The sequence below is a fragment of the Sandaracinaceae bacterium genome, assembly GCA_016706685.1.
Classification (GTDB): Bacteria; Myxococcota_A; Polyangia; order Polyangiales; family Houyiibacteriaceae; genus JADJJE01.
Map to the genome: position 1 here is coordinate 196,756 of JADJJE010000012.1, position 13,155 is coordinate 209,910.

The 13,155-nt window shown below is 69.6% G+C and carries 10 protein-coding genes; 8 read left to right on the forward strand and 2 right to left on the reverse strand.

Annotation, left to right across the window (positions count from 1 at the left end):
* The first annotated feature begins 8 nt into the window (after positions 1 to 8).
* Positions 9 to 2,540: a type I DNA topoisomerase gene (gene topA, locus IPI43_15845; GenBank protein MBK7775581.1), complete on the forward strand. Its 2,532-nt coding sequence runs from the start codon at positions 9 to 11 to the stop codon at positions 2,538 to 2,540.
* Positions 2,540 to 3,910: a methylenetetrahydrofolate--tRNA-(uracil(54)-C(5))-methyltransferase (FADH(2)-oxidizing) TrmFO gene (gene trmFO / locus IPI43_15850; protein ID MBK7775582.1), complete on the forward strand. Its 1,371-nt coding sequence runs from the start codon at positions 2,540 to 2,542 to the stop codon at positions 3,908 to 3,910. The genes topA and trmFO overlap by 1 nt, the downstream gene beginning before the upstream one ends.
* On the opposite strand, the gene IPI43_15855 is transcribed toward trmFO, so the two are convergent.
* Together IPI43_15855 and IPI43_15860 are read right to left on the reverse strand one after the other, a co-directional pair.
* Positions 3,882 to 5,042 carry a metallophosphoesterase gene (locus IPI43_15855; GenBank protein MBK7775583.1) on the reverse strand — a complete coding sequence of 387 codons (1,161 nt, stop codon included), beginning with the start codon at positions 5,040 to 5,042 and terminating at the stop codon, positions 3,882 to 3,884. The genes trmFO and IPI43_15855 overlap by 29 nt on opposite strands.
* A gap of 12 nt (positions 5,043 to 5,054) precedes the next feature.
* Positions 5,055 to 6,041 (reverse strand): tyrosine recombinase XerC, encoded by a 987-nt coding sequence (locus IPI43_15860; protein ID MBK7775584.1) that lies wholly within the window; start codon positions 6,039 to 6,041, stop codon positions 5,055 to 5,057.
* A gap of 73 nt (positions 6,042 to 6,114) precedes the next feature.
* Here IPI43_15860 and IPI43_15865 point away from each other — a divergent pair, with 73 nt between their 5' ends.
* The 6 genes from IPI43_15865 to argF all read left to right on the forward strand — a co-directional run bounded on the left by IPI43_15865 (position 6,115) and on the right by argF (position 13,151).
* Entirely contained in the window at positions 6,115 to 7,389 is a 1,275-nt protein-coding gene (locus tag IPI43_15865) for a hypothetical protein (GenBank protein MBK7775585.1), read from the forward strand.
* Between the two features lie 34 nt (positions 7,390 to 7,423).
* Positions 7,424 to 7,984 (forward strand): ATP-dependent protease subunit HslV, encoded by a 561-nt coding sequence (gene hslV / locus IPI43_15870; protein ID MBK7775586.1) that lies wholly within the window; start codon positions 7,424 to 7,426, stop codon positions 7,982 to 7,984.
* Positions 7,981 to 9,429, forward strand: coding sequence for an ATP-dependent protease ATPase subunit HslU (gene hslU / locus IPI43_15875; GenBank protein MBK7775587.1), 1,449 nt, complete (start codon positions 7,981 to 7,983; stop codon positions 9,427 to 9,429). The genes hslV and hslU overlap by 4 nt, the downstream gene beginning before the upstream one ends.
* A 22-nt stretch (positions 9,430 to 9,451) precedes the next feature.
* Complete coding sequence (argB, locus tag IPI43_15880; GenBank protein MBK7775588.1) at positions 9,452 to 10,321, forward strand: acetylglutamate kinase; 870 nt, start codon at positions 9,452 to 9,454, stop codon at positions 10,319 to 10,321.
* A 776-nt stretch (positions 10,322 to 11,097) separates the two neighbouring features.
* Positions 11,098 to 12,240 (forward strand): acetylornithine transaminase, encoded by a 1,143-nt coding sequence (locus tag IPI43_15885; protein MBK7775589.1) that lies wholly within the window; start codon positions 11,098 to 11,100, stop codon positions 12,238 to 12,240.
* A complete protein-coding gene (gene argF, locus IPI43_15890; protein ID MBK7775590.1) occupies positions 12,237 to 13,151 on the forward strand; it encodes an ornithine carbamoyltransferase in 915 nt (304 codons plus the stop codon). The genes IPI43_15885 and argF overlap by 4 nt, the downstream gene beginning before the upstream one ends.
* Positions 13,152 to 13,155 lie beyond the last annotated feature (4 nt).

Here is a 13,155-nt window from a genome sequence, read left to right on the forward strand (position 1 = left end):
GGAAGCCAATGTCCAAAGCGCTCCTCATCGTCGAGTCTCCCGCCAAGGCCAAGACCATCAAGAAGTACGTCGGCGCCAACTACGACGTGCTCGCCAGCAAGGGCCACATCAAGGACCTCCCCAAGAAGGGCGGGGTCGACATGGAGAACGGCTTCGAGGAGAGCTACGAGCTCCTCGAGGAGAAGGGCAAGGCCGAGATCATCAAGGCCATCCGCGCCAGCGCCAAGAAGGTGGGCAAGGTGCTGCTCGCGACCGACCCTGATCGCGAGGGCGAGGCCATCGCGTTCCACCTTCGGGACATCGTCCGCGAGGTGAATCCGGACGTGGAGATCCAGCGGGTGCTCTTCAACGAGATCACCAAGAAGGGCGTGCTCGCCGGGCTGGACGACCCGCGGGAGCTGGACGCCAACCTCTACGAGGCGCAGCGCACCCGTCGCGTGCTGGACCGCATCGGCGGCTACCCGCTCAGCAGCCTTCTGTGGAAGAAGCTGACCTTCGGGCTCTCGGCGGGCCGCGTGCAGACGCCGGCGCTGCGCATCATCGTGGACCGCGAGCTCGAGCGTGAGGCGTTCGTCCCGCAGAACTACTGGTTGGTGGACGCCCAGGTGGTGGGCAAGAGCGGCGTCGCCTTCACCGCCAACCTGGTGGAAGTGAACGGGGAGAAGCTCGAGCGCGTGGGTTCTCGTCCGGCCGCCACCAGCGAGCCCGCCGCGGCGAGCTACGTGGCCGACCTGCGAGCTGCCACCTACCGCATCCGCGAGATCACGCGGCGCCAGTCGAGCCGCAAGGCACCCGCGCCGTACATCACCAGCAAGCTGCAGCAGGACGCCAGCACGCGCCTCGGGATGGCCCCCAAGCGCGCCATGTCCGTGGCGCAGCAGCTCTACGAGGGCATCGAGCTCGGCAAGGGCAAGGACGCCGAGACCGTGGGTCTCATCACCTACATGCGTACCGACAGCACGCGCGTGTCCGATGACGCCATCACGGCGTGCCGCGAGTTCATCACGAGCACGTTCGGCAAGGACGCCGTGCCGCCCAAGCCCAATGAGTTCACGGCCAAGAAGAAGGCCAACGTCCAGGACGCTCACGAGGCCATTCGCCCCACCAGCATGGACCACCCGCCCGACTCGGTGGCCAAGTACCTGAAGGAGCCGCAGCTCAAGCTCTACCGCCTCATCTGGAACCGCTTCGTGGCGTCGCAGATGGTGCCGGCGGTGTACGACCAGACCAGCGTGGACATCGAGGCCAAGGGCGGGAAGAGCGTCTACGGCCTGCGCGCCGCCGGCAGCGTGCTGAAGAAGGCCGGCTGGCGCGAGGTTTGGCTCACGAGCTCGGACAAAGATGCCGAGGCGGCTGACGCTGCCGAGGCCGCCGAGGCGGTGGAGCCCGAAGCAGGCGCGGAAGATGGCACGGCCGTGGCCGAGTCCGGCACGCTGCCCATCCTGGATGACGGTGAGGCGCTCAAGCTGGTGGACCCGCCCGGCGCACAGTTCACGCACAAGGCCACCGAGCCGCCTCCGCGCTTCAACGAAGCCAGCATGGTGAAGAAGCTGGAGGAAGAGGGCATCGGTCGCCCGTCCACGTACGCCGAAATCATCAGCAAGGTGCAGGCGCGTGACTACGTGGAGAAGCACGGCAACCAGCTGCGCCCGAGCGACCTCGGCCGCCTGGTGATCGAGAAGCTGACGGAAGACGGCTTCGACCTCGCGGACATCGGCTTCACGCGCAAGCTGGAGGAGAGCCTCGACGCCGTGGCGGAGGCCTCGGCCAAGCGCCTCGACGTGCTGGCGCCCTTCCACGCGCGTCTGCAAGCGCAGATCGCGAAGGCCTCGGAGTCGAAGGCCAAGTGGTGGCCCGAGCCGTTCCCCATCGGCGAGACCTGCCCCGATGACGGTGGTCGCCTGATGCAGCGCTGGGGCCGCAACGGCGTGTTCATCGGCTGCGAGAACTACCCGGAGTGCAAGCACACGCGGAACATCCCGAAGGAGGGTGAAGAGGACCAGAGCCGCGAGCCCGAGCTCACCAACTACGACTGCACCGAGTGCGGCGCGAAGATGTTGAAGCGCTGGGGCCGCAACGGCTTCTTCCTGGGCTGCTCCAGCTACCCCACGTGCAAGGCCACGCGCCCCGTGCCGCTCGGCTTCGTCTGCCCCAAGTGCAAGGTGGGCGACATCATCGAGATCCGCTCGAAGGGCGGAAAGACCTTCTACGGCTGCACCAACTACAACTCGGAAGAGAAGTGCGACTTCCGCTCGTGGCAGAAGCCCATCGGCGTGCCGTGTGAGCAGTGCGACTCGCAGTTCCTGGTGTGGATGGGTGGCAAGAAGAGCCCCACGCTGAAGTGCGTGAACCCCACGTGCGACTTCGAGACGCCCTTCGATCCGGATGGCTACGAAGCGGAGCAAGAGGCAGGCCGCGCCGCCGCGCGTGATGAGCGCCGCGCTAGCGCCTTGGCCAGCGCCGAGGCCGAGGCGGAGGACGACCAGGACGACGCGCCGCCGAAGCCCGCCAAGGTGGCCAAGAAGAAGACCGGCTCCTGATGAGCGACTCACCGCGTGGCCCTGTCACGGTAGTGGGCGGTGGCCTCGCGGGCACCGAGTGCGCTTGGCAGCTGGCCGAGCGCGGCGTGCCCGTGCGCTTGCTGGAGCAGAAGCCCACCAAGCGCACCCCCGCGCAACAGATCGACCTCTTGGCCGAGCTGGTGTGCAGCAACTCGTTCCGCGGCGCCGACTTGGGCAACGCCGTCGGGCTGCTCAAGGAAGAGATGCGGCGCGCAGGCTCGCTGGTCATGCGCGTGGGCACCGAGACGCAGGTGCCGGCGGGCGGTGCCTTCGCCGTGGACCGTGAGCGCTTCAGCGCCGAGATGACGCGGCGCATCGACGCCCACCCGCTGATCGAGCGCGTGGACACCGAGGTGCTGGCCATCCCGGAGGAGCGCCCCGTAGTGCTGGCCACCGGGCCGCTCACGGGTGATTCGCTGGCGGCCGACCTGGCAGGGGCCATCGGTGAAGCCCACCTGGCCTATTACGACGCCATCGCGCCCGTGGTCACCGCCGAGAGCGTGAACTGGGACGTGGCGTTCCGGCAGAGCCGCTACGACAAGGGTGGCGACGACGCCTACGGCAACTGCCCCTTCAACCAGGAGGAGTACGAGGCCTTCGTGGCCGCGCTCCTGGCGGCGGAGAAGGTGGAGCCCAAGACCTTCGAGAAGATTCGCTACTTCGAGGGCTGCCTGCCCATCGAGGTCATGGCCGAGCGCGGCTATCGCACGCTGTCGTTCGGCTGCATGAAGCCGGTGGGGCTCACGGACCCGCGCACGGGCAGGCGCCCGCACGCGGTGGTGCAGCTGCGCGCCGAGAACGACCCGCCCACGGCGTACAACCTGGTGGGCTTCCAGACGCGCATGAAGTGGCCGGACCAGAAGCGCGTGTTCCGCATGATTCCGGGCCTCGAGAACGCCGAGTTCGAGCGGCTCGGCAGTGTGCACCGCAACACCTTCGTGAACGCGCCGGCGGTGCTGGACGACTCGTTGTCGCTGCGGGCGCGGCCGGGCGTCTACCTGGCCGGGCAGGTCAGCGGCGTGGAGGGCTACATCGAGAGCGCCGCGCTGGGCCTCCTGCTGGGCGTGCAGCTAGCGCGCGACGTGCAGGGCCTGCCGAGCGTGCCGGTGCCCGAGACCACCGCGCTCGGCGCGCTGCGTGGCCACCTGCGCCGGGAGAGCCCGAACTTCCAACCCAGCAACGTGGTGTGGAGCATGTTCCCGGAGCTCGCGGGGCCCGAGCTGCGTGACAAGAAGCTCAAGAAGGAGCGCATGGGGCAGCGCGCCCTCGCGGATCTGGGCGCCTGGCTGGCGGCGATCGGGCTCACGCCCGACCCCACGGTCACGCCCGACGCAAGCGCAGCGACGTGATCTCGGGGGGCACCAGGGTGCGCACCGGGGGACCCCAGTAGCAGGTGCCCTGGTTCACGTAGACCTGCATGCCGTCCACCGCGCCGAGGCCCTTGGACACCGGGTGGACGAGGCCCACGAAGAGATTCCACGGGAAGAACTGCCCGCCGTGCGTGTGCCCCGACAGCTGCAGGTCGAAGCCTGCGGCCGCCGCGGCGAACGCGCTGCGTGGCTGGTGGGCGAGCAGGATCTTGCGAGCGCCTGCGGGCGCGCCGAGCAACGCGTTGCGCGGGCTGCTGGCCTTCGCCCCGCGCTCACCGCGTGTGCTGTAGTCCGTGATGCCGGCGACCACGAGCTGCTCGCCGTCGCGCGTGAGCACCACGTGCTCGTTCTCGAGCACACGCATGCCGAGGCGCGTGAACTCGGCGCACCACTCATCGGCGCCCGAGTAGTACTCGTGGTTGCCCGTCACGAAGAAGACGCCGTCGGGGGCGCGCAGGCGGCCGAGGGGCGCGACGTCCTGCGCCAGGTTCAGCACGCTGCCGTCAACGAAGTCGCCTGTTGCGGCGATCATGTCCGGCTGGAGCGCCAGCACCTGGTCCACGATGGGTGTGATGAAGCCGGCGTCGATGGTCATGCCAACGTGCACGTCGCTGATCTGCACGATGTGGAAGCCGTCGAAGGCCGCGGGCAGGTTGGGGATGCGCACCTCCACTTGCTTCACCGCGGGCCCGAGGCGCGCCTGGACGGTACCGGCGCCCGTGAGCAGACCGCTGGCCCCCACGGCCACCAAGCTGCTGCTGGCGGTGAGGAACGCACGCCGCGCGTGGTCCACCGGGGCGGCCTCGGGGTTCATGCGGCGCCGCAGCGCGCCCGCTGCCTGTGCCACCATGAACCCGAGGTCACGCAGGAGCGTGAACGCGAACAGCACACTGAAGAACGCGAGATACGTCCAGGTCAGGTACCGCAGCACCAGCACAGCGGGCCCGGTGGCGTCGCGGCCCACGGCGAAGCTCAGCGGACCCAGCAGGAACGCTGCCGCCAGGAGCGCATAGAGCGCGCGCTTGGCGCGCTGGCTCACGGTGAGGGGGCGGATCACGCGGGCGGCCAAGTAGAGGTGCGGCAGCGCGAGGAACAGCGTGATGATCAGGATGAAGCGCAGCACTCAGTCGTCTCCGGCGTCGGGCCCCAGGTCGTCGCGGAGCACGCCACGCCGCACCCGCGCCAGCGGGTGAGCCCGGTCATACGTCGTCATCATGCGGTCGGTCGTTACGTGGGTGTAGCGCTGGGTGGTGCCCAGGCTGGCATGCCCCAGCAGCTCCTGGATGCTGCGCAGGTCTGCTCCCGCATCCAGCAGGTGCGTGGCGCAGGTGTGGCGCAGCGTGTGGGGGTGGAGGTCCGGGCGCCCAGTGCCCAACATGCCGTAGCGCTGCACCACGTTCTGCACCTGACGCGCGCCCAGGCGTGTGCCGAAGCGCCCCACGAAGAGCGCCGTGCCGTGCTGCTGGCCGTCCTTGTCCACCAGGTCCGGACGTCGCGGCAGATAGGCCTGCAGGGCGGCGATGCACTCGGCCCCGAGCGGCACCAAGCGCTCCTTCTGGCCCTTGCCCAGCACGCGTGCGTGGTGGCCAGCGAGGTCGAGCGAGCCGAGTGAGAGCCCAGCCACTTCGCTCACGCGCGCGCCGCTGCTGTAGAGCAGCTCGAGGATGGCGGCGTCGCGCAGCGCGATGGCCTCGGCGCGTTGCTCATCCACGGCGTCGGGTGCGTGCTTGCCCGGCGCGGCGACCACCCGGAAGGCGTCTTCGACGGTCACGAACTCGGGCAGGGGCTTTGGCACCCTGGGGCGCGTCAGGCTGGCGGCGGGGTTGTCGGTGACATGGCCGCGCTTTTCGAGGAAGCGGAAGAAGGCGCGCACCGCGCTGACCTTGCGCGCCATGGTGGACGCCGTGCGGCCGTCGAAGCTCGCTGCCAGGAAGGCGCGCAGTGATCCGGTGCGGAGCTTCCGGGCGTCCAGCGGCAGCTCGTGGTCCATGCAGTAGGTGTGCAGGGCGAGCAGGTCCCGCATGTACGTGCTCACCGTGAGCGGCGACGCCCGGCGCTCGTCGGCCAGGTGCGAGCGGAACTCTTCGAGCTGCCGGGTGAGGTCGTCCAAGCGGACAGCCTAGCGTCTGGGGGAAGCGGGCGCAGGTTTCGCGCAGCGCCAAGTCGGGTAGCATCCCAACGCGATGAGCAAGCGACAGATCGAGATGGTGTGGTCGTGCTCGTCGTGTGGGCATCAGAACCTGGGACGCCACGCGCTGTGTCAGCGCTGCGGCAACCCCAAGGACGCGAGCGAGGCCTACGTGATGCCGGGCGACACGGCCAGCGCCGCGAGCGTGACCGACCCGGGGCTGCTGCGCATGGCCGAAGCCGGCGTGAACTGGCAGTGCGCGTACTGCGGCAGTCATCAGCGCCGCTTCGATGGCGCGTGCGCGCAGTGCGGCGCGGCACAGGCGGCGGGAAAGGATGCGCCGCTCCACACGGGACCAGAGGGCAAGTCCGCAGGGTTGGCGGGTCAGCACGTCGCCAGGGCGGTAGCGGGGCCGGGCAAGCGTCTCGGCCCCCTCGTGGCGCTGCTCGCCATCGTGACTTCGTGCTGCGGCTTCTGCGGAATCGGGTCCATCTTCAGAGCAGGCCACGGTGCCAACGTAATCGACACCACCACGCCCAAGACGCACTTCATCGCAGAGGTGACCGCGCGGCGCTGGGAGCGCGTGATCACGGTGGAGCGCTACCAGAGCGTGTCACGCGAGGGCTTCGCCGAATCCATCCCGGCAGATGCCTACGAGCGTGAAGCCAGAGGGCAGCGCCACCACCACGACGAGCAGGTGCCGGACGGCTTCGAGACGCAGCACTACACCGAGCGCGTCCAGTCGGGCTTCGACACCGAGTCCTACACGGAGCGGGTCCAGTGTGGTCAGACCTGCACGGCGCGCCCCCAGCACTGCCAGGAGGTGTGCACACCCAACGGCAACGGCTTCGCCACGTGCGAGCAGCAGTGCAGCGGCGGCGGGGAGGACTGCAGCCCGCGCTACTGCGACGAGTCGCGCACCCGCCAGGTGCCGCGCTTCGTGGACGAGCCGCGCACGCGCCAGGTGCCGCGCTTCCGGAGTGAGCCGCGCACGGCCGAGTGGTTCGGCTATCGCGTGTGGACCTGGGTCGCCCATCGCACCGTGCGCGCTGAGGGCACGGGCAGCGAGCTCGTCCGCTGGCCGGCGCCCGAGGACGTGCGTCTCGGTGAGGGCGTCGGCGACGGGGAGCGCGAGCGCGAGCGACGCGGAGAGACCTACACCGTGGAGCTGCGGGTCCCGGCACGCACGCTCACACTCCACCCGGTGACGGAGGCCGAGTTCGGGCGCTACGGGCTCAGCAGCCAGCACTTCCTGCGGCTCCCACCCGGGGGTGGCTTCACCGTCGAGGGGCCCGCAGATGCCCCCGAGGGCGCCGAGACCCGGCATTGACACCCCGCCAGTGCGTTCTTAGCTTCGGCCCCTTGTGACTTCATCCCAAGACGAATCCTCGCGCATCCGGTCCACCACCATCGTCGCGGTCCGCCGCGACGGTCGCGCTGCCATGGCGGGCGACGGTCAGGTCTCCCTCGGGCAGACCATCATGAAGGGGCACGCGCGCAAGGTCCGCCGCATCGCGGACGGCCGCATCGTCACCGGCTTCGCGGGCGCCACGGCCGACGCGTTCACGCTGCTGGAGCGCTTCGAGTCCAAGCTCAACGAGAGCCGCGGTGGCCTCCAGCGCGCGGCCGTCGAGCTGGCCAAGGACTGGCGCACGGACCGCTACCTGCGCCGCCTCGAGGCCCTGCTGGTGGTCATGGACGCCGAGCACACACTGCTGCTCAGCGGCACGGGTGACATCATCGAGCCCGACGAGGGCATCCTGGCCATCGGCTCGGGCGGCAGCTACGCGCTCGCCGCAGGGAAGGCACTCATGCGCAACACCACGCTCTCGGCCGCAGAGATTGCGCGCGAGTCGCTGCTCATCGCCTCCGAGATCTGCGTCTACACCAACAGCGAGATCATCGTCGAGGAGATCGCAGGATGACCCGCTCCGCCTTCACCCCACGCGAGACGGTCGGCGAGCTGGACCGCTACATCATCGGACAGCAGGCAGCCAAGCGCGCCGTCGCGGTGGCGCTCCGCAACCGCTGGCGCCGGCAGCAGGTGCCGGGTGATCTGCGCGACGAGATCTCGCCCAAGAACATCATCCTGGTTGGGCCCACCGGCTGCGGCAAGACCGAGATCGCGCGGCGCCTGGCCAAGCTGGCGGCGGCGCCCTTCGTGAAGGTGGAGGCCAGTAAGTTCACCGAGGTGGGCTACGTGGGCCGCGACGTGGAGTCCATGGTCCGCGACCTGGTGGAGAACGCCATCCAGATCTGCCAGGCCGAAGAGCGCGAAGCCGTGGGCAACCGCGCGCGAGAGCAGGCCGAGGAGCGCATCCTCCGCATGCTCTGGGCCATCGAGCACCCGCCGCCGCCTCCCCCGCCGCCACCTCCCCCGCCGGTGGGGAACATGCCGGCCAAGCCCAACATGTTCGGGCCCTTCATGATGGGTCCGCCGCCGCCGCCACCGCCGCAGGGGCCCGAGCCCACCGACGCCGAGCTTGGCGAGATGCGGCGCATGCTGCGCGATGGCTCCTATGACGCGCGCAAGGTGCCGCTCGACGTGGAGCAGTCGGCCGGCAACCCGTTCATGACCATCTTCGGCGGCGGTGGTGGCGAAGAGATGGAGATCAACCTGCAGGAGATGCTGGGGCAGATCCCCGGATTCAAGGCGCCGCCCGCTGCCAAGAAGCGCCGCGAGCTGCTGGTGCCGGAGGCGCTCGCGCTGCTGCTCAAGGAAGAGACCGACAAGCTCATCGACCACGACAAGGTCAAGCGCGACGCGCTGCGCCGCACCGAGCAGGACGGCATCATCTTCCTCGACGAGATCGACAAGGTGGGGGCGCGGCCGGGGCACCAGGGCGCGGACGTGAGCCGCGAGGGCGTGCAGCGCGACCTCCTGCCCATCGTGGAGGGCTCGACGGTGAGCACCAAGCACGGCCCAGTGAAGACCGACCACGTGCTGTTCATCGCGGCCGGCGCCTTTCACGTCAGCAAGGTGAGCGACCTGATCCCCGAGCTGCAGGGGCGCTTCCCCATCCGCGTGGAGCTCAAGCCGCTCACCAAGACCGACTTCGTGCAGATCCTGAAAGAGCCGCGCAACGCGCTCACGCGCCAGTATCAAGCGCTCATGGAGACCGAGGGTGTCAGCCTCACGTTCACGGACGACGCCATCGAGGCCATCGCGTCGTATGCCGAGCAGGCCAACGAGCGGGCCGAGAACATCGGCGCGCGGCGCCTGCACACCATCCTCGAGGCGTTGCTGGAGGAGCTCTCGTTCTCGGCCTCGGAGCGCGGCGAGTCCGCGTTCGTGGTGGATGCCCAGTACGTGAACCGCACGCTCGACCCGATCATGGCGCACCAGGACGTGGCTCGCTACATCCTCTGAGCGGTGCTATAGCGCCGCCGCGATGCAGGACATCATCAACAAGGCGGCGGTGCTCCTCGAGGCGCTGCCCTACATCCGGCGCTTCCATGGCGAGATCTTCGTCATCAAGTACGGCGGCCACGCGATGATCGACCCGGCGTTGCGCGATGGCTTCGCGCGCGACGTGGTGCTCATGAAGTACGTGGGCCTCCACCCGGTGGTGGTGCACGGCGGCGGGCCTCAGATCGACGAGACGCTGGCGTCCATGGGCGTGGTGTCCGAGCGCCTCGATGGGCTGCGCGTCACCGACGACGCCACCATGGACGTGGTCGAGATGGTGCTGGGCGCCAAGCTCAACCAGGCCATCGTGTCGCTCATCGCCGCCCACGGCGGGCGCCCCGTGGGCCTCACCGGCCGCGACGACGGGTTCGTGCGCGGCACGCGCGTGACCGAGATGCGCACCAAGTCCGGTCGCGTGGTGGACCCGGGCCGCGTGGGCGCCATCACCTCGGTCAACCCGCAGCTGCTGCGCACGCTCATGACCGGCGGCTTCATCCCCGTCATCGCGCCCATCGTGGCCGACGAGAACGGTCAGTCGCTCAACGTCAACGCGGACACCGTGGCCGGCAACGTCGCCGCCGCGCTCTCGGCCCGCAAGCTGGTGCTCATGACCGACATCGAAGGCGTGCGCGGGGCTGACGGCAACGTCATCAGCTCGCTCACCGCCGAAGACATCGAGCGGCTGGAGGAGCAGGGCGTCATCCAGGGCGGCATGATCCCCAAGGTGCGCTGCGCCCTCGAGGCCCTCGCCGGCGGCGTCACCAAGGCCCACATCGTCGACGGCCGCGTCCAGCACGCGGCGCTGCTCGAGATCTTCACCGACCGGGGCATAGGCACCGAGATCACCCGGTAGCTCCACCTCCTTTCCCCCAAGGGTTGTAAGGCGGTGGCGTGATCGATCGGAGGGCGCGGGGCATCCTGGTCTGCGGGGCCGGTCGCGCTGGCGCTCCCTCCGGTGCCCCCCCAATTCGGCGCGTCCTGCGGACGCTTGAATTAGGGCCCCCCCAACCCCCGCTGCCCAGGACGCCCCGCGCCCTCCTCGGTGACGCCTCGAGTCCCGTGCTGGTCGGCGGTGGACTAGCGGGTTCCGTTGCTGGGGGCTCAACTGAGCTCGCCGGAGTGGAGGGAACTCGGATCTTCGGACGGGGCGACTGAGCCTGGTGGAGTGCGCCGCGGTCGGTCGAGCCCCGTCGAGCCCGTCGGACTCTCAGTGCCCACCCGCACTCCGGCCGGCTCGGTTGAGCACTCGGCGCCCGAGCAGCGTCGCCCACGTGGTCAGCTCTCCCGTGGCTTGCGCGCATCCTCCAGACGTATGCGGGGAGGGCGACGGGCGCCCTGGGCAGCGGGGGTTGATGGGCCCCAGAAAGCAAACGGAGCGCAGCGCAGTGCCGCTTTCAGGGAGGTATCAGAGGGAGCGCCTGCGCGACCGGCCCCGCAGACCAGGGTGCCCGTCGCCCTCCTCACGATCACGCCTGCAGACCACCACGAACAGCCACAGTGAAAGGGTGCGAAAACGTGGGGGACACTGCTACACTCGGCGCCCTTATGAGTTCTCATGAAGCCACTCAGGCCGAGCTTCTGGACACTGCCCGTGCCGTCCAGCTCGGTAACTATGCTCCCGCTCCCGTCGTGTTCACGCGCGGGGAGGGGCGCCGTCTCTTCGACCGCGACGGGCGCTCGTACCTGGACCTGAGCGGCGGCGTGGCGGTCAACAGCGTGGGGCACGCGCACCCGGTGCTCGCGGCTGCCATCGGCGAGCAGGCCGCGCGGCTCATGCACGTATCGAACCTCTTCTATAACGACCGCGCCATCGAGCTGGCGAGCGCCATCGTGGAGCGCACGGCGTTCCAGCGCGTGTACTTCTGCAACTCGGGCGCCGAGGCCAACGAGTCGCTCCTCAAGTTGGGGCGGCGCTTCCAGCACGAGCGCGGCCAGACCGAGCGCGTGGAGATCGTGTCCACGTACAAGAGCTTCCACGGGCGGACGCTGGGCGCCCTCTCGGTGACGGGCCAGGAGAAGTATCACGTGGGCATGGGGCCCTTGCTGCCGGGCGTGGTGTTCGTGCCCTACAACGACGCGGACGCACTGCGGGCCGCTGTGGGCCCGCGCACGGCCGCGGTGCTGTTGGAGCCGCTTCAGGCCGAGGGCGGCATCATCCCCGGCGACACGGCCTACCTGAAGAGCGCGCGTGAGATTTGTGATGCCGCCGGTGCGCTGCTCTTCTTCGACGAGGTGCAGACGGGCTACGGGCGCCTCGGTACCTTCATGGGCGCCGAGGTCAGCGGCGTGGTGCCGGACGCGTGCTCGCTCGCCAAGGGCATCGCGGGCGGCTTCCCGCTCGGTGGCATTGCCGTGACCGAGCGCCTGGCGGGTGGGCTGCCCCCGGGCAGTCATGCCAGCACCTTCGGTGGCAACGCGCTGGCCTGTGCGGCAGGCCTCGCGGTGCTGCGCATCTTCGACGACGAGCACATCCTCGCCAACGTGGTCTCGCAAGGCGACTACTTGGGCCAGCGTCTGCACGCGCTGGTGGGCCAACTGGGTGCGGTGACCGAAGCGCGCGGCCTCGGCCTCCTGCGCGGGCTCGTGTTGGCTCCGCACGTGGACCCGGGCGCCACCTGGCGGGCGGCCCTCGACGCCGGCCTGGCGCTCACCCTCGCGGGCGGAAACGTGCTGCGCTTCACCCCTTCGCTGAACGTCACGCGCGCCGAGCTGGACGAGGGTCTGTCCATCGTGGCCTCCGTGCTCACGAAGGCCCACGAGGTGGCGGCGTGACCCGTCACTTCCGCACCCTGCTGGATCTCGAGCGCGACGAGCTGCGCGACATCCTGGACCGCGCCGACCACCTGCGTGCCGCGCGTGGCACCCCTGCCGGGCTCGCGGACAAGCCACTGCTCGGGAAGTCCGTGGCGGTGGTGTTCGAGAAGGCCAGCACGCGCACGCGCATCTCGTTCGAGGTGGGCATCCACGAGCTCGGCGCGCAGCCGGTGGTGCTCATCGCGAGCGATACGCAGATGGGCCGCGGCGAGCCGCTCTCCGACACGGCGAAGATGTTCAGCCGCTTCGTGCACGGCGTGGCGTACCGCACCTTCGGACACGACAAGATCGAGGCGCTGGCGGCGGCGTCCAGCGTGCCCATCATCAACGCGCTCTCGGACGACTACCACCCTTGCCAGCTGCTGGCCGACCTCCAGTGCGTACGCGCCGAGAAGGGTCGCCTGGACGGGCTGCGCGTGGCTTGGGTGGGTGACGGCAACAACATGGCGCACTCGTGGATCAACGCCGCGGTGCTGACCGGCCTCTCGCTGCGTCTGGCGTGCCCCGCGGGCTATCAGCCCAAGGCGGCCATCCTCGCGCACGCGCGGGCCCTGGGCGCGGACATCACACTCACGGAGGACCCCAAGGAGGCGCTCGCTGGTGTCGACGTCGTCACCACCGATGTCTGGACGTCCATGGGGCAGGAGGCGGAGACACAAGACCGACTGCGCGCCTTCTCGGGCTACTTGGTGGACGCTGCCGCCATGCGGCTCGCTCAGCCGGATGCCATCTTCCTCCACTGTCTCCCGGCGCATCGAGGCGAGGAAGTCAGCGCCGAGGTCATCGACGGGCCCCAGAGCCGAGTGTGGGACGAGGCCGAGAACCGGCTCCACGCACAGAAGGCCCTACTCGTTCACCTTTTGGGCTAGGCTG

Excerpts from the sequence above, each read along its gene's own strand:
- hslU (MBK7775587.1), top strand. The coding sequence starts at position 7,981 with ATGACCCGCTCCGCCTTCACCCCACGCGAGACGGTCGGCGAGCTGGAC.
- topA (MBK7775581.1), top strand. The coding sequence starts at position 9 with ATGTCCAAAGCGCTCCTCATCGTCGAGTCTCCCGCCAAGGCCAAGACC.
- trmFO (MBK7775582.1), top strand. The coding sequence starts at position 2,540 with ATGAGCGACTCACCGCGTGGCCCTGTCACGGTAGTGGGCGGTGGCCTC.
- IPI43_15865 (MBK7775585.1), top strand. The coding sequence starts at position 6,115 with ATGAGCAAGCGACAGATCGAGATGGTGTGGTCGTGCTCGTCGTGTGGG.
- argB (MBK7775588.1), top strand. The coding sequence starts at position 9,452 with ATGCAGGACATCATCAACAAGGCGGCGGTGCTCCTCGAGGCGCTGCCC.